The sequence below is a fragment of the Amycolatopsis alba DSM 44262 genome (genome assembly GCF_000384215.1).
GTDB classification, from domain to species: domain Bacteria; phylum Actinomycetota; class Actinomycetes; order Mycobacteriales; family Pseudonocardiaceae; genus Amycolatopsis; species Amycolatopsis alba.
The window spans coordinates 2,681,432-2,702,938 of sequence record NZ_KB913032.1; the positions used below are offsets into that span (position 1 = coordinate 2,681,432).

Consider the following 21,507-nt stretch of genomic DNA (forward strand, 5'->3'; position numbering starts at 1 on the left):
GGACAGCGTCTGCCCTGGCGTGTGACTCCGGCATCTCCTCGACTGCTTGCGCGCGATCCTCGAGCGATCTTCGAGTGTGCGGCGCAAGGTTCGAGACGCCCGGCGCGCGACGCGCCTTTAGTGTCCGATCGGGACCCACATCGAGGAGGAGCCATGCCGGGATCAGCCGGGCGGTCGACCGGGTCGGGGGTCGTGCCGTGGCCGCGCGCCGACGCGGACCGCTATTTCGCCGAGGGCTATTGGGAAGGCCGGTCGCTGGGGACACAGCTGGCCGAGACCGCGCGCAAATACCCGGACGAGGTCTGCCTCGTCGACGGGGACGTGCGGATGACGTTCGGGGAACTGCTGGCCAAGGCCGACGGCGCGGCGATCCGGATGAGCGCGCTCGGTGTCGGCGGCGACGACCGCGTCGTCATCCAGCTGCCGAACTGCTGGGAGTTCGTCGTCACCACGTTCGCCTGCCTGCGGCTCGGTGCCGTCCCGGTGTGGACGATGCCGCAGTTCCGCGAGCACGAGATCGGCGGGATTCTCGCGAACGCCGAGGCGAACGCGATCGTCGTGCCGGATGTCCACAAAGGATTCGACCATCAGGCGCTGGCCCGTGAAGTGCTGCCGGACGGGCTCGTGCTCGTGGTCGGCGAGGACGTCGCCCCCGGCAACATCGACCTGCGCGGGCTGTTCGTCGCGGACGAGCCAGCCGAGGTCACCCAGTCGCTCGACGCCGCCGCGCCGAACGGCGACTCCGTCGCGACCTTCCTGCTTTCGGGCGGGACGACGGGACTGCCGAAGCTGATCCCGCGCAGCGGCAACGACCTGACGTACATGATCAAGACGGCGTCGGAGATCTGCCGGTTCGGGCCGGACACGGCGTATCTGGTGGTGCTGCCGCTGGGACACGGGTTCGCGAACACCGGACCGGGGATCCTGGGCGCACTGCTGTCCGGCGGCCGGGTCGTCATCGCGCCGTCACCCGCGCCACAGCAGGCGCTGCCGCTGATCGAGAGCGAGCGGATCACCGCGACCTCCGCGGTGCCGGCGATCCTGCACCGGTGGATCGAGTACCTGGACACCGATCCGGGAATCGATCTGTCCACTTTGGAGATGATCCAGATCGGCGCGGCCAAACTCGATCCTTCGCTGGCCGCTCAGGTGCGACCGAAGCTCGGGTGCACACTGCAGCAGGTTTTCGGGATGGGCGAAGGACTTCTGTGCCTGACGCGGCTCGACGACCCGGACGGGCTCGTGCTGCACACCCAGGGCAAGCCGATCTCACCGCACGACGAGATCCGCTTGGTCGACGAGGAAGGCGCGCCGGTTCCGCCGGGCGAGCCGGGGATCCTGCTGGTGAAGGGCCCGTACACGACGCGTGGCTACTATCGTTCTCCTGAGCTGAACGCGCGGTCGTTCGTCGACGGCTGGTACAACACCGGCGACATCGTCCGCGTGACCCCCGAGGGCTATCTGGTGGTTTCCGGCCGGGAGAAGGACGTCATCAACCGGGGCGGCGAGAAGATCAACGCCGAGGAAATCGAGACCTTCGCCCTTGAGGTGGACGGTGTCGACCACGCGGCGGCGGTCGCGATGCCGGACCCGGAACTCGGCGAGACCGTCTGCCTCTACGTCGTCGCCACCGGCCCTGTGACACTGCAAGACGTCCACTCGCTGATGCTCGCCGCAGGTGCGGCCCGATTCAAGCTTCCGGAACGCCTAGTAGTCGTCGATGCCCTGCCCGCCACCGGAATCGGCAAGGTGGACAAGAAAGCTCTGCGGGCCGACATCGCGTCACGCCTGGCCGCCTGAAAGTCCGTGAAGGCCTCCTTCCCTACCCTCAAGGTAGTGAAGGAGGCCTTCACGGAACGCGCTAAGCCTTGACCAATTCCACAATGGACATATACGACTTCTGGCCGACCTTGTGCGTCCCGCGCACCTTGAGCCCGGCCATCCGCGCCAGCTCCGCCAGCTCGGAGAGACCGCGTTCCTTACCGCCGTTGTAGATGAGCATGCGCAGGTCCATACCGGTGTTCGGGGTCTCGCCGTCGGAACCGATCGCCTCGACGAGCAGGACGACACCGTCGTCCCCGGCCGCCTCCGCGCAGCGCTTCAGGATCTGGACCGACGGCCCGTCGTCCCAGTCGTGGATGATCGCCGAGAGCACGTACGCGTCCGCGCCGTCGGGCAACGGGTCGAAGAAGCTTCCCGACACGACGTCGACCCGCTCGCCTAGCCCGTTCCCGGCGAATCTCTCGCGCGCGTTCGCCGACGGCCCCGGCAGGTCCACCAGCGTGCCGCGCAACCCGGAATGCTTGGTGAGCAACGCTTCCAGGAGCGCGCCGCTACCGCCCGCGACGTCGACGACGTGTCCGAGATCCGCCCAGTCGTAGGCGTCGACGATGCCCGAGTTGTCCAGCGCGATGTGATGCCCCATCAGCGCGTCGAAGGACGCCGAGAGTTCCGCGTCGCCGCTGAGATCGTCCCAGAACGGGACGCCGTGGCGCACCGAATAGGACTCCTCGCCGGTCTTCACCGCGTGGGCGAGGTCGACGAAACTCAGGTCCCCCTTGCCGATGGCGCCGTTCATGTCCAGCCACTTCCGTTTGCTGCGCGGGTGACCGTCACGGAGCTGCGCACCGACCTCGGTCACCGCGTAGGCGCCCGTGTGGTCCCTGGTGAACAAGCCGACGGTGACCAGGTGCAGCAGCAAGCGGTCCAGCGCCCCCGCGTGCGTGCCGGTGACCGCGGCGAGCTGGGCCGGGGTCCGCGCCCCCGCCGCGATGTGATCGGCGACCCGCAAGGTGGCCGCCACCCGGACCGCCATCGGTGTCGCCAGATCCGCCAACGCCCTCAGCCCGAGCCGTCCCGCGTCGTCGACCGACATTTGTGCTCCCTTCGCCCTTCGGTCAGGCTAGGGGCGAGACGCGCGCCGGGGCTTATCCACGACTGCTCGCAATCGGGGAGAGGCCAGCCACCGCAGGTGACCTTTAACGTCGTTGTCCGAGGAGAAGGCAGTTCCCCGGACCCGGAGGTCGCATCCCGTGGCACACCACGAATTCGAACCCCGGTTGGCGATCCCCGGACGCGGAGCCGTGGCACTGCCCGAACTCGCCGGAACGCTCAGCGTCCGCGACCGTGACCTCGCGGACGCTGAGCGGGACTTCGGCGGTCACGTCCACCGCCGTCCGCTCGCCGTCGCCTTCCCCGCCACCGCTGTCGACGTGGCGACACTCGTCCGGTTCGGCCGGAAGAACGGAATCCCCGTCGTGGCGCGCGGGGCCGGGCATTCGGTCGACGGGCAGGCACTGGTCGACGCCGGGATCGTCGTCGACATGTCGTCACTCGGCGGGGTCCGCCCGTTCGGCCCGGACCGGATCAGCGTGGACGCGGGCGCACGCTGGCGCGCGGTCGTCGACGCGTCGCTGCGCACCGGCACCGTCCCGCCCGTGCTCCCCGACTACCTGGATCTCTCCGTCGGCGGATTGCTGTCCACCGGCGGTTTCGGCGGCGCGAGCCACCGGTACGGCTCGCAGGCGGACAACGTCCACGATCTCGACGTCGTCACCCCCGACGGGGAACTGGTGACCTGCTCGCCCACCGGCAACGCGGCGCTCTTCGACGCCGTGCGCGGGACGCAGGGGCGGCACGGGATCATCACGCGGGCCACCGTCGCGCTGACCCGCGCGCCTTCGAAGGTCCGGCGGCATCGCTTGACGTATCACGATCTCGGCGCGTATCTCGGCGATCAGCGGCGGCTGGTGGACGAGCTCCGGTTCGATCACGTCGACGGCCAGGCGCGGTATGTCGACGGACGCTGGCGATTCGTGCTGGAGGCCGTTTCCGCGCAGTCGCCGCCGATCGACGACCTCCGGCACGATTCCGCCGAGATCACCGAGGCGACGTACCGGGAGTTCGTCGACCGGATCCTGCCGATCGAAGCGCATCTGCGGTCGACGGGTTCGTGGTATCACCCGCATCCCCGTGCGAACGTCCTGCTTCCCGGCGCTCAGGCCGAAAAAGTGCTCGGTGACGCCTTGGACGGCTTGACGCCCGAGCTTCTCGGCGACGGCGGCAGCGTGCTCCTCTATCTTTTCCCGACCGCGCGAGTGTCCGCTCCCCGCGTCCCGACCGCGCGGGACCCGTACACCGTGCTCTTCGGCGTCCAGCGGACCGCGCCGCCCGGAGACCTCACGACGCTGCGGCGGATGCGCGAGGCCAACGCCGCCCTGCACGCGACAGCGCGGCGTCTCGGCGGGGCGAGCTATGCCTATCCGCTGGACGCGACGGACGCCCAGGCGGCCTGAATCGCGGCGACACTGCGGTCGACGTCGGCTTCGGTGGTGCTCCAGTTGGACACCGAGATCCGCATCAGGCGCTTGCCGCGCCACGTGGTCGCGCCCATCCAGCATTCGCCGGACCGCTGGACAGCCTCGACCACGCGTTCCGTGTCCTCGCCGAAGTCGACGAGAACCTGGTTCAGCACGACATCGTTCACGACGGTGATGCCCGCATCCGTGAGCTGCCCGGCGAACCTTCGGGCCAGCGCGCAGCACCGCTCGACCAGCTCGGCGATCCCCGTGCGCCCCAGTTCGCTGAGCGCCGCCCAGGTGGCGAACCCCCGCGCCCGGCGGGACGACTCCGGGACGAAGTCGCTCGGCGCCCGCACGCCGCCGTCCCCCTGGCCGGTCAGGTACGCGGCGGTGAGCGACATCGCGGCCACATGCGACTCGGGATGGGCGCAGAAGACATAGCCGCTGTCGTACGGGACGTTGAGCCACTTGTGGCCGTCGACCGCCCAGGAGTCAGCCGTTTCCAGCCCCGCGGTCAGCCGCCTGAGCGCCGGCGCGACGGCCGCCCAGAGCCCGAAAGCGCCGTCGACGTGGACCCAGGAACCGTGCCGGTGGGCGATCTCCGTCGCCGCGGCGAAGTCGTCGAACGCGCCTGTGTTCACGTTCCCGGCCTGAAGGCAAACGATTGCGGGCCCGTCGAGCGCCTTTTCGAGAGCCGCGATGTCGATGGCGCCCTGGTCGTCCGCTCGCACCGGCGTGACAGCGTCGGTGCCCAAGCCGAGGAGACGCAGGGAGCGGTCGATCGTCGCGTGCCGCTCCTCGTTGGCGATGACCCGCAACGGCGGTGCCCCGTGCAGCCCGCGGCGCTCGACGTCCCAGCCCGCCTGCGCCAGCACGTGATGCCGGGCGGCGGCGAGGCCGACCGTGTTCGCGCCCTGTCCGCCGGTCACGAACCCGAACGAGGCGTGCGACGGCAGGCCGAGAACGTCCTTGAGCCACTCGCCCGCCACGTCCTCGACAATCGCCGCCGCAGGCGAAGTGACCTTGTTGAACGCGGGCTGGTCCCAGCCGGTCGCGAGCAGGTCGGCCGCCGTCGCCGCGTCGAGCGCCCCACCGGTCACGAAGCCGAAGTACCTCGGCCCGGTGCTCGCCACCAACGCCGGCTCGACGGCGTCCGCCAGCCGCCGGACCACGTCGGCGGGCGGGACGGGTTTCTCGGGCAGGTCGCCGAGCTTTTCGCGGACACCGGCCGTGTCGTCAGGGAAGACCGGCGCGTCGGCCACGCTCTCGCGGTAGCCGGCCACGCGGGCGGCGACGTCGGCCAGGAGATCTCTGAGGTCACTCACGCGCGGGCTCTCTTTCGATCGTCGCGAACCAGGCGGGAGCGCCACTCTCGTCATGGAACCTGGTCTGGACGCGCTCCACCTCGATGCTTTTCACGCGCCATCCTGCACCGAAGGGCTTTGTCAGCGCTTCACGTTTTACGGGATGCGGCCCGGCGCTCTCGCCCTCGCTGAAGCACAGGATGTACAGCGTCCCCTTGGTGACCGCTTCGAGGCTTTTGACGTACGCCACGCGCTCGTCGGCGTCGAAAGCGTGGAAGAGGCCGCAGTCGAGCACCGTGTCGAACCTGCACTGGAGCCGCTCCAGGTGGAGCGCGTCGGCCGTGGCGAACTCGGCGTCGAGCCCGCGTTCCCGGTTCTTCTCGCGTGCGGTTTCGAGAGCTGTCTCGGCGACGTCGACGCCGAGCACTGGGAGTCCTCTGGAGACGAGGTGGAGGGCGTTCTCACCGGATCCGCAGCCCGCGTCGAGCACCGTGCCGGTGAACCTTCCGGCCGCCCTGACCACGGCGGGCTGGGGACCGCCGAAGTCCCAGGGAGCGGGGCCTTCGTGATACGACGCGTCCCAGGGCAGGCCGGTCATCCGCTCATGACTGGTCGGTTTTCTGCCGCCGAAGGGATCTTCCGGCATGGTTGCCTCCGTTCGGCTCAACCGCCCGCGGTCGCGCCCTTCCCTTTGCCGCCGATCAGCTGACTCACCCGCTGAGGCGTCAAACCCAGCACCGCGGCGATCTCCCGCCCGGACAGGCCGGATGTTCCGAGTTGCTTCGCCACGTCGCGCTGCTTCGCCGCGGCCTCGCGTTGCCTGCGCTCCGCGTCCCGCACGTCGGCGCGAGCCGACCTGACCTGCTCCGCGAGCTTGGCGTCGAGCTGAGGTACGACATCAACCTCGAAGGAATTCTCGTCGTCGAGGTCGAGAGCGAACGTGATGTACTCACGCGCGACGGCCTCCGCCTTGGACAGGGTGCTTGCCTGCGTGACCCCGACGCCGTCGACATGAAGTTCCCAGCCGCGCTTCCATCGCTTGGCCACGACGACGTAGGTGTCGGTCACTGCAACCACCCCTTCGAGAGACACGTGAGCTTTTTGATGACGTCGTCCACGACTCCGGGTGAGACGTTCTTGTGGTTGGGCACGATCGCTTGATGTCGTCCGCAGGGACACACCCACTTCTCATGACTTCCCCGAGTCGATTTGTGAGCGCAGCCCTCGTCGAGGAGTGCCCGCCGCACATCTCGATACTTCATCGCCTTTACCACGCAGGATAATCTAGCCCCCCTTGATTTTCAAGATCTAGAGGGACTGGATACGTCTTGCCTGATCAGGTGAAGGTCATCCGGGCGGAAACCGGTCTCGATCCCGCACGCGAGAGGGGGCGTGACCAGGTCCTCATGTGACCTTGGGAAACCTTGTTTGACCTGCGTCGGAATGCCCCGGTACCGTGTGGCGTTAGCACTCTTGTCGGCTGAGTGCCAATGCACGAAGGAGCAGCAGTGCCCACCTACCAATACGCCTGCAAGGAATGCGACCACGCTTTCGAGGCCGTGCAGTCGTTCTCCGACGCGAGCTTGACCGTGTGCCCGCAGTGCTCGGGCCCGCTTCGCAAGGTCTTCAGCTCGGTCGGCGTGGTCTTCAAGGGCAGCGGGTTCTACCGCAACGATTCGCGTGACTCGAAGGCCAACACGACCTCGGGCTCGTCGTCGTCCAAGACCGAGACCAAGTCCGAGAGCAAGTCGGAGTCGAAGACCGAGTCGAAGTCGGAGACCAAGAGCGAGTCGAAGAGCTCGGCATCCTCCTCCACGGGTACGACGAAAACGGCCGCCGCCGCTTCCTGACGTCTCGAGTTGTCCACAAGCCCCCGGTTATCCACAGCCGGGGGTTTTCGTACTTTCCCCGGCAGCGCACCGGCCCCTAGCGTCGAGATCATCACCGATCGACGAGGGGGAATCCCGTGTTCCACGATCTGCCCGTCCTGCGAAGACTCCACGGCAGGCCCGCGCGGCTGCTCCGCCGCTGGCTCGCCCTTTCCCTGCTGCTCAGCGGCCTGGTCGCGCTCTTCCTGCCCGCCTCCGCGCGTGGTGCGCCCGGCACCGCGACCGTGGTCTCCGCGCGTGACCTCCCGGCCGGGTCCGTGCTGCGTGCCGGGGACCTCAAACTCGTCGACCTCCCGGACGAGGTCCGTCCACAGGGCGCCACCGGCAGCCAGTCCTCGGTCGAGGGCCGGATGCTCGTCGGAGCCGCGCGGGCGGGCGAGCCGCTGACCGACGTCCGCCTGGTGAACACGGCCATCCCCGGATCGGGTGATCCCGAGAGCTCGACCGTCCCGGTGAGGCTCGGCGACGCCGGTGTCGCCGAGCTGCTCAGGCCGGGCCAGCGGGTCGACGTCGTCGCGGCCGCCGAGGCCGGGCGAGAGGCGTCTGTGCTGGCCAGCATGGCCGTCGTGGCGGCCGTCGGCGAGCAGGGCACCCGCGATCCGAAAGCTCCCGGCGCCGGGAGCAAGGGACCTTTGGTGCTGCTTTCCCTGCCCTCCGCGATCGCGACACGGGTGGCGGCCACTTCGCTGGAACGGTCTCTAGCGGTTACCCTCCGCTAGCTCGCGCCTGCCACGGTGGCGGCGGGCGCCTGCGTCCCCCCGGTACGGATGAGGGGCGGTCGGCGAACCGTCCCCGGTGAAGAGGAGAGCGTTTTGCTCAAGGGTTTCAAGGACTTCCTGATGCGCGGGAACGTCGTCGACCTCGCGGTCGCGGTGGTCATCGGCGCCGCGTTCACGGCGATCGTCACGGCTTTCACGAACGGCCTGATCAAACCGCTGATCAACACCATCGGCGGTTCGGACGCGGCCAAGGGGCTGGGATTCAACATCCTCGCCGAGAACGACGCCACGTTCCTCGACTTCGGCGGCGTGATCAACGCGGCGATCAACTTCGTGCTGGTCGCGGCTGTCGTCTACTTCGTGATCGTGCTGCCGGTGAAGCACGTCCAGGAGCGGCGCAAGCGCGGTGAGGAGGCGGGCCCGGCGGAGCCGACCGACGTCGAGCTGCTCACCGAGATCCGCGACCTGCTTCGCGCGCAGCAGAACCGCCAGGGCTGACCCGGATCACCGGTCGTGATGAGGCGGCCGGTTCTCCAGGTACCACGAGTCGGAGTCCGGGGTGCGCTGCCCCGGCTCTCGCTCGTCGGAGGTCGTGTCCGGCAGGACGTCGCCGAAGATCTCGTCGACCCGGCGCCGCGTCGACGGAGTCGATGGAGAGGGGCGCTTGTCCTTGTCTTCAGCTGGCATGACGTCCATTTTCGCACCGGTCGCGGGGTCCGCCGAGCGGTGGGACCATCAGCGTATGAGCATTGTCGACAAAGCGAAGGGGCTGGCCGCGCAGGCCATCCACAAGGCGGAAGAGGTCGCGGGTGAAGTCCGCGAGAAGGCCGGGCCGCTGGCCGAGAAGGCGGGCGACGTCGCGGCCAAGGGCGTCACGGCCGCGTCGGCCGGGGCGAACAAGGTCACCGGCGGCCGCTTCGAGGACAAGATCGGCCAGGTCACCGAGAAGGTGGAAGGAGTGTTGCACCAGGACAAAAAGGGCGAGCCCGGAACAGAGCCCGGACCCGCCGCCAAGAGTTAGGCCTCTTCGAGCCCGGAAAGCTCGTCGATCACGTACGGTACGAGCGACGAGAGTGTCGCCATGCCGTCGCGGACGGCCGCGCGGGAACCCGCGAGGTTGACCACCAGCGTGCTGCCGGAGACGCCGACGAGCCCGCGGGAGATACCCGCGTCCACCGCGCCCGCGGCCAGGCCGGACGCGCGCAGTGCCTCGCCGATGCCAGGGATCGGGCGGTCGAGGACACCGGCCGTCGCGTCGGGCGTGCGGTCGCGCGGGGAGACCCCGGTGCCGCCGACGGTGATCACCAGGTCGGCGCCGCCGATCACCGCGGTGTTGAGCGCGTTGCGGATCGCGGCCGTCTCGGCCTCGACCACGACGACACCGTCGACGATGAACCCCGCCTCTTCGAGCAGCTCCGTGACCAGCGGTCCCGTGTTGTCCTCGTGTTCGCCGTGGGCGACCCTGTCGTCCACGATGACCACCAGTGCGCGGCCCAGCCGTTGTGCGCTCCGTTCCATAGGCACACCGTATCCGGTTTCGGGTGATCTTCGCTCCCGTGGTGCCGCGGGACACCAGGCACGGCGCAGTTGTGACGATTCTCTGACATGAGCTGCCGATCCGGGGCAGGCGGCGAGGATCGCCCCTAGCGTCGGGAAGGTGCGAACACTGGTAACCGGCGGGGCCGGGTTCATCGGCTCCCACATCGCCGATCTGCTGTCCGATCAGGGTCACGAGGTCGTCGTCCTCGACAACCTCCTGCGCACCGCCCACGGTTCGCCGCGCCCGCCCGGATACACCGGGCGCCACCGGTTCCTGCGTGGCGACGTCACCGACGCCGAACTGGTCGCCGAACTGCTGGACGGGGTCGACGCGGTCTGCCACCAGGCCGCCGTCGTCGGCCACGGCGTCGATCCGTCCGACGCGCCGTCGTACGCGCTGAACAACGACTACGGGACCGCGGTGCTGCTCGCCGCGATGCACCGGGCCAGGGTCCGGAAGCTGGTGCTCGCCTCGTCGATGGTCGTCTACGGCGAAGGCCGCTACGAATGCCCCATCCACGGGCTCGTCCCGCCGTCGCCGCGGAAACAGTCCGATGTGGACGCCGGATGCTTCGAGCCCACGTGCCCGGCTTGCGGCGCCGAACTCGACTGGAGGCTGGTCCCCGAGGGCGCGCCGCTTCAGCCGCGAAGCACCTACGCGGCCACCAAGCTCGCGCAGGAGCATCTGGCGGCGGCGTGGGCGCGACAGACGGGCGGGACGGTCTGGGCCATGCGATACCACAACGTGTACGGGCCCCGGATGCCGCAGAACACCCCGTACGCGGGCGTCGCGTCGCTGTTCCGGTCCTCGCTGCTGCGCGGCGAGGCGCCGACAGTGCTGGAGGACGGCAGGCAGCAGCGCGACTTCGTGCACGTCCACGACGTCGCGAGGGCGAACGTCCTTGCCCTGACCACCGACGGCCCCGAAGGCGACCTGACCCCGCTCAACATCTGTTCCGGGCAACCGCACTCCGTCGGCGAGCTCGCCGTGGAACTCGCGAAGGCCTGTGACGGCCCGGCTCCGAGGATCACCGGCGGCGCGCGTCCCGCCGACGTCCGGCACGTCGTCGCCGACCCCGCCCGCGCCGAACGGCTGCTCGGCTTCACCGCGCGAACCGGTTTCGCCGAGGGCATCGCCGGGTTCGCCACCGCTGAGCTGCGGGAACCGGTCGCTTCCTGAAACCGGGAACAGACCGCGCCCCCGCCCGGTTGTCGTTCCCGGCAGAGGAATCGACTTTTTTGGGGGTTTTGGTGGGCATCACCGTCGGAGACATCGAGATCGAAGCGCTCGGGGACGGCCTGATCCGGCTGCCGCTCGCGTTCTTCCCCGGTCTCGACCCCGAAGCCCACCCGGATGTCTTCGACGAGGACGGCACCGTGCACGTCCCGACCGGCGCGTACCTGATCCGCGGCAACGGCCGCACGATCCTCGTCGACACCGGTCTCGGCCCGCGCGAGTTCGCCTTCCCCAAGGGAATGACGCCCGCCAAGGGCGACCCGACCCCGCCGATGGGCACGGGCGGTGACCTCGCGGCCGCGCTGGACAAGGCGGGCTGCCCGATCGACGAGATCGACACCGTCTTCCTCACCCACCTGCACAACGACCACATCGGCTGGATCGCGCCCGAAGGCGACCTGACCTTCCCTGGTGCTCAGGTCGTCTTCGGGCAGCTCGACTGGGAAGCCCTGATCGAGCCCGCCGGGACGGGCGATTGGCCTCGCGTCGGCATGGAGACCGCGCGCGGCGCGGGCCTGACCGAGGCGATCAGCGGCGACGACGTCGAGATCGCGCCGGGCATCGTGGCGCGGCACGCCCCCGGCCACACGCCGGGCCACTACGTCCTCGACATCACCGCGGACGACGAACGCCTGCTGCTGCTCGGCGACGTGCTGCACATGCCCGCGCAGCTGACGGACACGCGGGTGGGTTTCCTCGGCGACATCGACCCGGATCTCGCGCTCCGCACCCGGCTGCGTTTTCTCGCCGAAGCCGAAGAGACCGGCGCGATCATCGCGCCGGCCCACTTCCCGGACATGGGTTTCCTGCGGCTGTGACTACTTGCCGCAGAGCACCTTGTCGGTGAGCATCCCGTCCGCCGCGTAGTACGCCTTTCCCAGGTCCGCGTCGGAGTCGCCGTAGGTCATGGACAGCTCGTAGGTCCTGCTGCCGTCCGGGGTGCTGGCCATCAGTGTCCCGTAGCCGTGGAAACCGCCCATGCCCTTCAAGACGGTGCCGCAGCTCGTTTCCTGGACGTACAGCCCGAGACCGTAGGCGCCCTTCGGGTGCGGCTTGCGCATTTCGGCGAGCAGCGGGGCGGGCAGGAGCTTTCCGCCCAGCAGCGCGGAGAAGAACGTGTGGAGGTCCTCGGTGGTCGAGATCAGGTCACCGGCGCTGGACGCCCAGGACGGGTTCTGCCGGGTGATGTCGACCGTCTTCCACTGTCCGGCCACCTCATACCGGTAGTAGCCGTGGGCGTGCGGCCCGGAGATGCCCGGTCGTGTGCCCGGCGCCTCGGTTTCCCACAGTTTGAGCGGCTTCAAGATCCGCCGGTCGATCTCTTCGCCGTAGGAACGTCCGGTGACCTTCTTGATCAGCAGCCCGGCCAGGACGTAGTTGATGTTCGTGTAGGACCAGTCCGTTCCCGGCGCGAACAGCGGCGGCAGCGCGAGGCCGAACCGCACCAGCTCCTCCGGCCGGTAGGTGTGGAACCGGTTGTCCAGGAATTCCTGACCGCCCAAGGGGATCGAGCCGGTGTAGTCGGCGATCCCGCTGGTGTGCTGCAGCAGCATCCGCACGGTGATCCGCGGGTCGAGGCCGAACTCGGGCAGGTAGCCGGTCACGGGGGAGTCCAGGCCCAGCCTGCCTTCCCCGACGAGCTGCAGCACGACGGTGGACACGAAGGTCTTGGTGTTGCTGCCGATCCGGAACCGCCCGTTCGTCGGCGGCTTCGCGGCCGAGCCCAGTTCACGCACCCCGGCGCTGCCGGTCCACTCGCCCCGCCGGTCGTGCACGCGCAGTTGTGCCCCGGCGAATCCGGAAGCGGCGATCTCCTGGACCATCGCCCGCAGGTCCGGGCGGTCCTGTCCGTCGGCGGCGGCCACTCCGGGCAGGGCCACCCCGGCCAGCAACGCGGCCGCCAAGGCGGTGACCCCCGCCCGCCGGAACATCTTCTTGGCTGTGCTCGCTGAAGTCGTCATGGGAGCAACGATCGCGATCCCCGCTGACACAGCGGTGACACGGCACTGACACGGTCAGGGCATCGCCAACGGCAGCCGGACCTCGAACCGGCAGCCAGGACCGTGGTTGCGGACGCCGATCCGGCCGCGATGGGCCTCGACAAGGCCTTTCGCGATCGCCAGGCCGAGTCCGCCGCCGCTCGCCAAACCGCCTCGTTCGGGTGTCCGCGCCGGTGTCCCGCGGAACGCGACGTCGAAGACACGCCCGATCTCGTCGTCGGGGATCCCGCCGCAGCCGTCGGACACCGCCAGCAGCGCCTCACCGCCTTCGATGCCGATCTGCACCGCGACCGTCCCGTCCGGCGGGGTGTGCCGCACGGCGTTGGACACCAGGTTGCGCACGATCCGCGCCAGCTCCGGGTCACTGCCGGAAACGACCGGCCAGACGTCTGCGTCCTCGACCATCCGCACGCGTTTCTGTTCCGCGAGCGGCGCTTGCGCGGCGACGGCGTCGCTCACGACGTCGCGCAGCGGCACGGCGGCCATGGTCAGTTCCAGCGCGCCCGCGGTGATCCGCGACAGCTCGAACAGGTCGCCGACCATGCCGGACAGCCGCGTGGTCTCGCCGCTGATCCGCCGCGCGTAGCCGGTGATCTCGACGGGTTCGGCGACGACGCCGTCCGCGACGGCCTCGGCCATCGCCTGGATCCCGGCGAGCGGGCTCCGCAGGTCATGGCTGATCCACGCGACCAGTTCGCGCCGTGACGCCTCGGCCGCGCGTTCCCGTTCCCGCGCCTCGCGCTCCCACACGCTGCGCCGCGCGATCATGCGCCCGAGCACGAGCGCCGCCGGCACGGTCACCAGCGCGACCAGCAGGCAGACCAGCGTCATCGTGGTCAGCGCGGGGGTGAACATGAACCCGCTGATCCCGAGCACGGCGATCAGCGTCGCGAGCACCGGGATCAGCACGAGGATCGTCATCGTCCCGGCCAGCGAACCGCGCCTGAGCAGGTACAACGCCAGCCAGCCGAGCAGCACCACCGGCACCGCGAACATCAGCGCGAACGGCAGGATGTGCCAGGCGTGCGCCAGCATCTCGCCGAGCGACTCGCCGGAGCCGATCACGGCCGCACCGGGTCGTACCGGTAGCCGACGCCCCACACGGTGGCGACGCGGACGGGTTTGGCCGGGTTCCGCTCGATCTTCTCCCGCAACCGTCTCACGTGGACGGTCACCGTGGACTGGTCGCCGAAGTCCCAGCCCCAGACCTTCTCCAGCAGATCCGCGCGGGAGAACGCCACACCGGGATGGGTGAGGAAGAACGCCAGCAGATCGAATTCCCGGCTCGTCAAGGGAAGTTCGGCGCCGCCGAGGGTCGCCTGCCGCGCGGTCATCTGCAAGGTGAGGTTCCCGTCGGTGATCCGGCGCGCCGCCGGTTCCGTCCGCGGCATCCGCGCCCGCCGTAGCACCGAAGCGACGCGCAACGCGAGTTCCTTGGGACTGAAGGGTTTCGTGACGTAATCGTCGGCACCGAGCTGGAGTCCGGCGATCCGGTTCTCCTCCTCGCCGAGCGCGGTCAGCATGACGACCGGCACCTGGCTCACCTGCCGCAGCCGACGGCACACCTCGAGCCCGTTGAGCCCCGGCATCATGACGTCGAGGACCACCAGGTCCGGGCCGGTCTCGGAGAACAGCCGCAGCCCTTCGGTGCCGTCCCCGGCGACGTCGACCTCGAAGCCCGCGACCTCCAGGTATCGCCGGACGACGTCCCGGACGGTCTCGTCGTCGTCGACCACGAGCACCCGGCCCTGCTCTGTCATACCGCCCACCTCACCAGCTCGTCAGCACCAGATGGTTCACTACCAGCGCCGTGGCCGCCGACGCGGCGAGCCACCACCGCCGTCCCGCCGACGGCAGCAGCGCCACCGCGGGCAGCAGCCACACCTCGAACGGTAGCCAGATGCGTTCGACCTCCGCCTTCGACAGGCCGGACAGGTCGGCGAAAGCGATCGTCAGCGCCGCGGCCAGCACGATCAGGGTGACCGGGTCGCGGAACGACCGTTTCGGCTCGGCCAGGAACGCCGCCCCGGTCCGCCTGGTCCCGGCGACCACGGCCGGGCCGACCGCGATCAGCACCGCCGCGATGTCCGCCCACACCCAGTAGGAGTACGGGCGCAGCGTCGCGATCCCCTGGTAGTAGCGCTCGACCACCAGGTGATAGCCGTCGAGCCACCAGAACCCGCTCAGCGCGAACGCCACGACGACCACCACGACTCCCGCCGACGCGAAGAGCAGGATCCGCCACTCGCGGGTCAGCAGGACGACGGCGAGCACGAGCACGCCCAGCAGGACGAGGCCGTATGAGAGAAAGAGCCCGAACCCGAGCAGCAGACCGCCGGGGAACGCGAGGATCCGCCGTCGCGTCGCGAGCGCCAGCAGCGCGATCCCGGTCGCCGTCACCCCCGCGAACAACCCGTCCGCCGAGACACCGATCCAGATCGCGCCAGGGGTCAGGACGGCGAACGGCAGGACCGTCCTCGCCGCGTCCTGTCTGCCCAGCGCGGAAAGCGTCACCGGTACCGCGACGACGGCCAGGCAGCCGACGAGCACGACGAGCGTCGACGCCCAGGCCCCGCCGTGCAGGCCGAGCCGGTCGAGCCAGACGAAGACCAGCGTCGCGCCCGGCGGATGCCCGGAGACGTGCGTCGTCCACGAGTCCGGCTGGTAATCCAGGATGCGCGAGGAGAACTCGCTCAGCATCTTCGGGATGTCGGTGATCCCCGGTACCTCGTGCAGGTACTCGTGTTCCGTGGTGAGCCTGCCGGTGAAGCCGCGCGTCCAGCCGTCGATCATCGCCAGCGAGAACGTCCACGCCAGCGCGGTCACGTAACCGAGCGCGAGCAGCGGCCGCCACCGCAGCCGGGCGGCGAGCAAGGGACCTTTGGTGACGACCAGGAGCGCGAGGACGACGGCGGCGACCGAACCCGGCCCGACATGCGGCAGCCACAGCCCGAACAGCGGCGGCGCGAACGCGTAGATCACCACGCCGGAACCGGGGCGGTTGTAGTAGAGGCCGACGGCGATCGCGGCGGCGACCACGAGCATCGCCAGCGCGACGGCGATCAGGTCGGCCCGGCGGCCGGTACGTGTGGTGACAGTGGACATCACCGGCACCATAACCCCGCTCCCGCCGCCAGGCGGCTTCGAGGAGCGGTCCGTCAGAACTCGGTAAGAACTTCGACGACGTCAGGATTCGGTAAGCACGGCAAGGGTTTTCGTCCGTCCATTACGGACCTAGCGTGCGATGGGTGAACGATGACCAGGTTGACGTCGTGCTTCCCTGTCTCGACGAGGCCGGTGCCCTGCCAGGGGTACTGGCGGCCCTGCCCGCACACTACCGGGCGATCGTGGTCGACAACGGTTCGAGCGACGGTTCCGCCGGGATCGCGGCCGGGCTCGGGGCGAAGGTCGTCCACGAACCCAAGCGCGGTTACGGCGCCGCGGTGCACACCGGGCTGGAGGCGGCCACGGCGGACGTCGTCTGTTTCGCCGACGCCGACGGTTCGCTGGACCTCGCCGAGCTGCCGATGCTGGTGCGCGGGCTCGCCGGCGCCGACATGGCTGTCGGGCGCCGGGTGCCGAACGGCCGGAACGTCTGGCCGTGGCACGCGAGAGCGGGCAACGCGCTGATCTCGTCCCTGTTGCGGTACAAGGGATTTCCGGTCCACGACATCGCACCGCTGCGGGCCGTCCGGCGTCAGGCGCTGCTCGATCTCGACGTCACCGACCGCGCCTTCGGTTACCCGCTCGAACTGCTGATCAAGGCGCGGCGCGCGGACTGGCAGATCGCCGAGTTCGACGTCTCCTACGGCGAGCGAGCCAAGGGCACGAAGTCGAAGGTCTCCGGCTCGCTGCGCGGAACCCTGCGCGCGGCAAGGGATTTCGGGCGGGTGCTGAGCCGATGACCTTCTGCCTGCTGATCGTCGCCAAGGCGCCCGTGCCTGGTTTCGCGAAGACGCGGCTCTGCCCGCCCGCGACCCCGGACCAGGCCGCCGGGATCGCGGCCGCTTCACTGCTCGACACCCTCGACGCCGCCGTGCGAACTCCGGGAGCACGCGTGGTCGTCGCACTGACTGGCGACCTCGGCAAAGCGAAACACCGTGAGGAGATCGCCGCCGCACTCCGGAAAACGGAGGTGATCCCCCAGCGCGGCGAAGGTTTCGACGTCCGTCTCGCCAACGCCCACGCCGACGCGTGCCGTCCTGGGGAGCCGGTGCTGCAGATCGGCATGGACACCCCGCAGGTCACCCCGGCACTCCTGGCCGAATCCGCGAACCGGACCGGAGAGTGTGCCCTCGGCCTCGCGGAAGACGGCGGCTGGTGGGCGCTCGGGCTCAGGGATCCGCTGCACGCCAAGGCCCTCGCCGGGGTCCCGATGTCCCGCGAAGACACCGGTCACCAGACTTTGCGCGCACTGGCCGACGTCGGCTTGCGCCCCGGCATCCTGCCCACACTGTCCGATGTGGACACGATGGCGGACGCGCGCCGGGTCGCGGCGCTTCAGCCGGTGAGCCGGTTCGCCCGAGCGGTGGCCGAAGTCCGGTGACCGCCTTCGACCGCGGCCTGCTCGGCCACCGCTGCTGGCTGGAACTGGCGACCGGCGAGCGCGTCGACCTGCCGGTGGACCGCTGGACGGCCATCCCTTGCGAGGGCGACGACGTCCTCCTCGACGCCTGTGACGGCCCGACCCTCGACGTCGGCTGCGGTCCCGGCAGGCTCACCGCCGCGCTGTCCGAACGCGGTGTCGCCTCGCTCGGCGTCGACATCTCGGCCACCGCCGTGCGGCTCACGCACGCGCGGGGCGCCGCCGCGCTCCGCCGCGACGTCTTCGACCGGCTTCCCGGCGAAGGACGGTGGCGGCATGTCTTGCTCGCCGACGGGAACATCGGCATCGGCGGTGACCCGCTCCGGCTACTGACGCGGATGGCGGAACTGATCGGCGACGGCGGCACGGTGCTCGTCGAACTCGACCCGCCCGGTTGCGGTGTCCGCCAGGACCAAGTCCGGCTGGGGCCTGGCGGCGACAGCTGGTTCACCTGGGCCTGGGTCGGCGTCGAAGCGATCGCCGGGCTCGCCGCCCGCACCGCGTTCCGGGTCGCCTGGGAAACCCGCCGCGGCCACCGCTGGTTCGCCTGCCTGGAGAGAGCATGAACGCGACCTCGGAGCGGGTGACGTCCCAGATCGGGCTCGCCCTCGCCGTCACCTTCACCCTGTGCTTCGTCACCGGCCTGATCAGCCATTTCATCCAGCATCCGCCGTCGTGGTTCGGCTGGCCGAGCCGCCCGGTCTGGCTGTACCGGGTCACCCAGGGCACGCACGTGATCTCCGGGATCGCGTCGATTCCCTTGCTGCTGGCCAAACTCTGGAGCGTCTATCCGAAACTGTTCGAGCGCCCGGTGATCCGTTCCCTGCCGCACGCACTGGAGCGCCTGTCGATCCTGGTGCTGTCCGCGGCCGTGTTCTTCGAACTCACCACCGGCCTGTTCAACGTCGCGCAGAACTATCCGTGGACGTTCTACTTCCCGCAACTGCACTACGCCCTCGCATGGGTGGCGATCGGCTCGATCCTGGTGCACATCGCGGTGAAACTCCCGATCGTCCGCCGCTCGGTCACCCTGGCGCCCGAGCCCTCGCGGCGTGCCTTCCTCCGCACGACGTGGCTGGCCGCGGGAGTCGCCGTCGTGGCGACGGCAGGGGCGACCGTTCCGGTGCTGCGCCCCGTTTCCGGGCTGTCCTGGCGGAGCGGCAAAGGTCCGCAGGGCCTGCCGGTGAACCGGACCGCCGCGGCGGCCGGTGTCCTGGACATGGCGAAAGACCCCGACTGGCGGCTGTCCGTGGTGACCCCGAAGGGCACGAAGACCTACTCGCTGGACGAACTCCGCGCGCTCCCCAGGACTTCGGCCGAACTGCCGATCGCCTGTGTGGAGGGCTGGAGTCAATCCGCGCGGTGGAGCGGCGTCTCACTGCCGGAGCTGTTGCGGCACGCCGGAAGCGCGCCGGGGACCCCGGTCCGCGTGTTCTCGCTGGAGAAGGCCGGGCCCTACGGGATCAGCGACCTGCCCGCCGAGCACACCGCGGACGACCTCACCCTGCTGGCGCTGGAACTCAACGGGGAAGTGCTCGACGCCGACCACGGCTTCCCCTGCCGGATCATCGCCCCGAACCGGCCCGGCGTACTGCAGACGAAATGGGTCACCCGATTGGAGACGCGGTGAAAACGCTACGGCTGCTGCTGTTCCTGCCCGGTCTCGGCGCGCTCGCCTGGGGCGCGGTGCTCTTCGCCGAATACGCCTTTCCGCTGCGCCCGGACGTCTTCGGGACCCTCGGCTGGCTCGCCGGCGGCCCGCTGGCACACGACCTGCTGCTCGCGCCGCTGGTCGGCGCCGCAGGGTTCGCCCTGAGCAGGTTCCTCCCGGAACGCTGGCAGACACCGGTCAAAACGGGCGCTGTCCTCACCGGTGTGCTGACGCTGCTCGCGTTCCCGTTGCTGTGGCGGCCGTTCGGCGGCGCGGAGAACCCCGGTCTGCATGACGCTGACACCGTCACCGGCCTGCTCGTCACCCTCGCGGTCGTCTGGCTCGGCGTTCTCGTGTTCGCGCTCCTCCCCCGAAAAGCGCGGTAAAAAGGGGCCGTGAGTGGCGATTCGGCTCACCCCGCGCGCCCGCGTGCCGACTTCGGGTGTCGCGAAAGCCACTTTCGCGACATCTGATGCCCTGAAAGTGGCTTTCGCGACGTGCTTGCGCATCCGCTAGCACCCTGCCCGCGCGCGGGGCTGCGAGAGCTTTGCGCCAACGACCGGGCCGATCACGGCGTTATTGGCGGGGTTCGGTGGGCTCGGTGTCGTGTCCTGTCATGAAGGGAACCTTCCCCGCATGCGATACGGCGAAAGTCCCCATCAGCCCGACACGTTCGCCTTACCCCTTGATAAAAGGGCCACGCGCGACCGGGATTGGCAGCCGGTCGCGCGTGGCCTCTGGTTCCGGCCCGCTGGGGGTTCGAGCCGGGGTTTGGTCTCGGCCGCGCACTGCGGCCGAGCGTCTGTACGGAACTAGTTGGGGGTGACGGGCTGGCCGCCGAGGGTCACCTCGACCACCTTGTCACCGCTGAGGGTGAACTTGACCTTGTCGTTCGGCGCCCTGGTGCGGATCTCGGCGACGAGCGCGTCCGCGTTGGGGATCGCCCGGTCGTCCAGCTTCGTCACGACGTCACCGGATTTGAGGCCCGCCTTCTCCGCGGGGCTGCCCGGCGAGATCTCACCGAGCTGCGCGCCACCCGTCGGCGCCGTCTGCACTCGCGCGCCGATGAAGGTCTGCGTCGCCTGGCCGGTGTTGATGATGTCATCGGCCGTGCGGCGTGCCTGGTCGATCGGGATCGCGAAGCCGATGCCGACGTTGCCGCCGCTCTCGCCGCCCTGGCCCTGCGCGGACTTCGGGCTGTAGATCGCCGAGTTGATGCCGATGACCTGGCCCGCCATGTTCGCGAGCGGGCCGCCGGAGTTACCGGGGTTGATCGCCGCGTCGGTCTGCACCGCCGACATCACCGTGGTCTGGTCTCCGCCGCCACCGGCGCTCACCGGCCGGTTCAGCGCGCTGACGATCCCCGAGGTGACCGTGCCCGCCAGCTCGAACGGCGAGCCGATGGCGACCACCGGCTGCCCGACCCGCAGGTCGTCGGACCGGCCGAGCTCGACCGGGGTCAGGCCGCTGACGCCGCTGACCTTCACCACGGCGATGTCCGTCGTGGGGTCGCGGCCGACGACGGTCGCCGTGCCCTTCTTGCCGTCCTGGAACACCGCCTGGATCTGCCCGCCGGCGGCGGCGACCTCGACGACGTGGTTGTTGGTCAGCACGTAGCCGTCGGTGCTGAGCACGAAACCGGAGCCCTCGCCCGCACCCGACCGGCCGGAAACCTGCAGCTCGACCACGCTCGGCGACAGCTTCTGCGCCACCGACTCGACCGAACCGGCAGGCAGGTTGCCCGTCTGCTGGGCCGGTTTCGGCGCGTCGAGCGCGTTCACCGAAGAGCCGCCGGACGCGTCACCGGTCAGGAAACCGACCGTGCCGCCCGCGACGCCGCCGACCACCAGCGCGATCGCCGCGACACCGGCGAGCAGCTTGCCCGAGGTGGACTTCTGCGCCTGCCGCTGCTGCGGGACCGCGTACACCGAAGGACCCGGCTGGGTGAACGGCTGACCGGGGATCTGGTGTCCCTGGGTGTACGGGCTCTGCGCCTGCTGGGCCTGGTGCTGGTGCTCCTGGGCCTGCGGCTGCTGGGTCTGGGGTGACCACGGGTTGTACTGCTGTTCCGGGGTGTAGGCCTGCTGCGCTCCGGTGTGCGGAGTGGCATGGCCGCCGAGGCCGGTCGCGTCAGGCTGCTGCGGCGCAGGCTGTGCGGCCCAGCTCGCGCTCTGCTCCGCGTCCGGCTGCGTGCCGGCGGGCCGCGCCTTCTCGGCGTCCTGGCCGCTGGGGTCGTTCTCGGTCATGTCTTCACCTTGCAAGATGGTCCTGAGAAGTTCCTG

The 21,507-nt window shown here is 69.8% G+C and carries 25 protein-coding genes; 13 read left to right on the top strand and 12 right to left on the bottom strand.

Annotated features, from left to right (window positions below; all coding sequences use genetic code 11):
* The first annotated feature begins 153 nt into the window (after positions 1-153).
* Complete coding sequence (locus tag AMYAL_RS0112500; protein ID WP_020631647.1) at positions 154-1,800, top strand: (2,3-dihydroxybenzoyl)adenylate synthase; 1,647 nt, start codon at positions 154-156, stop codon at positions 1,798-1,800.
* A gap of 61 nt (positions 1,801-1,861) precedes the next feature.
* On the opposite strand, the gene AMYAL_RS0112505 is transcribed toward AMYAL_RS0112500, so the two are convergent.
* Positions 1,862-2,875: a methyltransferase gene (locus AMYAL_RS0112505; RefSeq protein ID WP_020631648.1), complete on the bottom strand. Its 1,014-nt coding sequence runs from the start codon at positions 2,873-2,875 to the stop codon at positions 1,862-1,864.
* A 157-nt stretch (positions 2,876-3,032) separates the two neighbouring features.
* Here AMYAL_RS0112505 and AMYAL_RS0112510 point away from each other — a divergent pair, with 157 nt between their 5' ends.
* Positions 3,033-4,295: an FAD-binding protein gene (locus AMYAL_RS0112510; RefSeq protein WP_020631649.1), complete on the top strand. Its 1,263-nt coding sequence runs from the start codon at positions 3,033-3,035 to the stop codon at positions 4,293-4,295.
* On the opposite strand, the gene AMYAL_RS0112515 is transcribed toward AMYAL_RS0112510, so the two are convergent.
* The 4 genes from AMYAL_RS0112515 to AMYAL_RS48390 are packed head-to-tail and all read right to left on the bottom strand — an operon-like array spanning position 4,259 to position 6,867.
* Complete coding sequence (locus tag AMYAL_RS0112515; protein ID WP_020631650.1) at positions 4,259-5,626, bottom strand: pyridoxal phosphate-dependent decarboxylase family protein; 1,368 nt, start codon at positions 5,624-5,626, stop codon at positions 4,259-4,261. The two genes, AMYAL_RS0112510 and AMYAL_RS0112515, sit on opposite strands and share 37 nt — an antisense overlap.
* A complete protein-coding gene (locus tag AMYAL_RS0112520) occupies positions 5,619-6,251 on the bottom strand; it encodes a class I SAM-dependent methyltransferase (RefSeq protein WP_020631651.1) in 633 nt (210 codons plus the stop codon). Before AMYAL_RS0112520 ends, AMYAL_RS0112515 begins: the two co-directional genes overlap by 8 nt.
* A 17-nt stretch (positions 6,252-6,268) precedes the next feature.
* Complete coding sequence (locus tag AMYAL_RS0112525) at positions 6,269-6,673, bottom strand: hypothetical protein (protein ID WP_020631652.1); 405 nt, start codon at positions 6,671-6,673, stop codon at positions 6,269-6,271.
* Positions 6,670-6,867, bottom strand: coding sequence for a type II toxin-antitoxin system HicA family toxin (locus tag AMYAL_RS48390; protein WP_245193382.1), 198 nt, complete (start codon positions 6,865-6,867; stop codon positions 6,670-6,672). Before AMYAL_RS48390 ends, AMYAL_RS0112525 begins: the two co-directional genes overlap by 4 nt.
* 246 nt (positions 6,868-7,113) lie before the next feature.
* Here AMYAL_RS48390 and AMYAL_RS0112530 point away from each other — a divergent pair, with 246 nt between their 5' ends.
* The 3 genes from AMYAL_RS0112530 (at position 7,114) to mscL (ending at position 8,711) form a co-directional block, all read left to right on the top strand.
* Complete coding sequence (locus AMYAL_RS0112530; protein ID WP_020631653.1) at positions 7,114-7,455, top strand: FmdB family zinc ribbon protein; 342 nt, start codon at positions 7,114-7,116, stop codon at positions 7,453-7,455.
* A 116-nt stretch (positions 7,456-7,571) separates the two neighbouring features.
* Complete coding sequence (locus AMYAL_RS0112535) at positions 7,572-8,213, top strand: SAF domain-containing protein (protein ID WP_020631654.1); 642 nt, start codon at positions 7,572-7,574, stop codon at positions 8,211-8,213.
* Between the two features lie 93 nt (positions 8,214-8,306).
* Entirely contained in the window at positions 8,307-8,711 is a 405-nt protein-coding gene (gene mscL, locus AMYAL_RS0112540) for a large-conductance mechanosensitive channel protein MscL (protein WP_005155596.1), read from the top strand.
* Between the two features lie 6 nt (positions 8,712-8,717).
* Here mscL and AMYAL_RS0112545 read toward each other — a convergent pair whose 3' ends face one another.
* Positions 8,718-8,900, bottom strand: coding sequence for a hypothetical protein (locus AMYAL_RS0112545; protein WP_020631655.1), 183 nt, complete (start codon positions 8,898-8,900; stop codon positions 8,718-8,720).
* 55 nt (positions 8,901-8,955) lie between these two features.
* Between AMYAL_RS0112545 and AMYAL_RS0112550 the strand changes: the two genes are divergently transcribed.
* The gene (locus AMYAL_RS0112550; RefSeq protein ID WP_039795439.1) at positions 8,956-9,234 is read left to right on the top strand and encodes an Rv0909 family putative TA system antitoxin; all 279 of its coding nucleotides are present in this window, start codon (positions 8,956-8,958) and stop codon (positions 9,232-9,234) included.
* Here AMYAL_RS0112550 and AMYAL_RS0112555 read toward each other — a convergent pair.
* The gene (locus AMYAL_RS0112555; RefSeq protein WP_005155592.1) at positions 9,231-9,731 is read right to left on the bottom strand and encodes a MogA/MoaB family molybdenum cofactor biosynthesis protein; all 501 of its coding nucleotides are present in this window, start codon (positions 9,729-9,731) and stop codon (positions 9,231-9,233) included. The genes AMYAL_RS0112550 and AMYAL_RS0112555 overlap by 4 nt on opposite strands.
* A gap of 139 nt (positions 9,732-9,870) precedes the next feature.
* On the opposite strand from AMYAL_RS0112555, the gene AMYAL_RS0112560 reads away from it, so the two are divergent.
* Entirely contained in the window at positions 9,871-10,932 is a 1,062-nt protein-coding gene (locus tag AMYAL_RS0112560; protein WP_020631657.1) for an NAD-dependent epimerase/dehydratase family protein, read from the top strand.
* Between the two features lie 71 nt (positions 10,933-11,003).
* Positions 11,004-11,807: an MBL fold metallo-hydrolase gene (locus tag AMYAL_RS0112565; RefSeq protein ID WP_020631658.1), complete on the top strand. Its 804-nt coding sequence runs from the start codon at positions 11,004-11,006 to the stop codon at positions 11,805-11,807.
* On the opposite strand, the gene AMYAL_RS0112570 is transcribed toward AMYAL_RS0112565, so the two are convergent.
* Genes AMYAL_RS0112570 through AMYAL_RS0112585 form a run of 4 tightly spaced genes read right to left on the bottom strand, consistent with a single transcriptional unit; the run spans position 11,808 to position 16,106 of the window.
* Complete coding sequence (locus tag AMYAL_RS0112570; RefSeq protein WP_026467006.1) at positions 11,808-12,950, bottom strand: serine hydrolase domain-containing protein; 1,143 nt, start codon at positions 12,948-12,950, stop codon at positions 11,808-11,810.
* A gap of 54 nt (positions 12,951-13,004) precedes the next feature.
* A complete protein-coding gene (locus AMYAL_RS0112575; protein WP_020631660.1) occupies positions 13,005-14,054 on the bottom strand; it encodes a sensor histidine kinase in 1,050 nt (349 codons plus the stop codon).
* Positions 14,051-14,749, bottom strand: a complete 699-nt coding sequence (locus AMYAL_RS0112580) for a response regulator transcription factor (RefSeq protein ID WP_020631661.1) — start codon at positions 14,747-14,749, stop codon at positions 14,051-14,053. The genes AMYAL_RS0112575 and AMYAL_RS0112580 overlap by 4 nt, the downstream gene beginning before the upstream one ends.
* 10 nt (positions 14,750-14,759) lie before the next feature.
* Positions 14,760-16,106, bottom strand: coding sequence for a hypothetical protein (locus AMYAL_RS0112585; protein WP_020631662.1), 1,347 nt, complete (start codon positions 16,104-16,106; stop codon positions 14,760-14,762).
* Positions 16,107-16,237: 131 nt separating this feature from the next.
* On the opposite strand from AMYAL_RS0112585, the gene AMYAL_RS0112590 reads away from it, so the two are divergent.
* Genes AMYAL_RS0112590 through AMYAL_RS0112610 form a run of 5 tightly spaced genes read left to right on the top strand, consistent with a single transcriptional unit; the run spans position 16,238 to position 19,611 of the window.
* Positions 16,238-16,894: a glycosyltransferase family 2 protein gene (locus AMYAL_RS0112590; protein WP_026467007.1), complete on the top strand. Its 657-nt coding sequence runs from the start codon at positions 16,238-16,240 to the stop codon at positions 16,892-16,894.
* Complete coding sequence (locus AMYAL_RS0112595; RefSeq protein ID WP_020631664.1) at positions 16,891-17,535, top strand: TIGR04282 family arsenosugar biosynthesis glycosyltransferase; 645 nt, start codon at positions 16,891-16,893, stop codon at positions 17,533-17,535. Before AMYAL_RS0112590 ends, AMYAL_RS0112595 begins: the two co-directional genes overlap by 4 nt.
* Positions 17,532-18,140, top strand: coding sequence for a methyltransferase domain-containing protein (locus tag AMYAL_RS0112600; RefSeq protein ID WP_020631665.1), 609 nt, complete (start codon positions 17,532-17,534; stop codon positions 18,138-18,140). The genes AMYAL_RS0112595 and AMYAL_RS0112600 overlap by 4 nt, the downstream gene beginning before the upstream one ends.
* A complete protein-coding gene (locus tag AMYAL_RS0112605) occupies positions 18,137-19,204 on the top strand; it encodes a molybdopterin-dependent oxidoreductase (protein ID WP_020631666.1) in 1,068 nt (355 codons plus the stop codon). The genes AMYAL_RS0112600 and AMYAL_RS0112605 overlap by 4 nt, the downstream gene beginning before the upstream one ends.
* Entirely contained in the window at positions 19,201-19,611 is a 411-nt protein-coding gene (locus AMYAL_RS0112610) for a hypothetical protein (protein ID WP_020631667.1), read from the top strand. The genes AMYAL_RS0112605 and AMYAL_RS0112610 overlap by 4 nt, the downstream gene beginning before the upstream one ends.
* 426 nt (positions 19,612-20,037) lie before the next feature.
* Here AMYAL_RS0112610 and AMYAL_RS0112615 read toward each other — a convergent pair whose 3' ends face one another.
* Entirely contained in the window at positions 20,038-21,471 is a 1,434-nt protein-coding gene (locus tag AMYAL_RS0112615; protein WP_020631668.1) for a S1C family serine protease, read from the bottom strand.
* Positions 21,472-21,507: the final 36 nt, after the last annotated feature.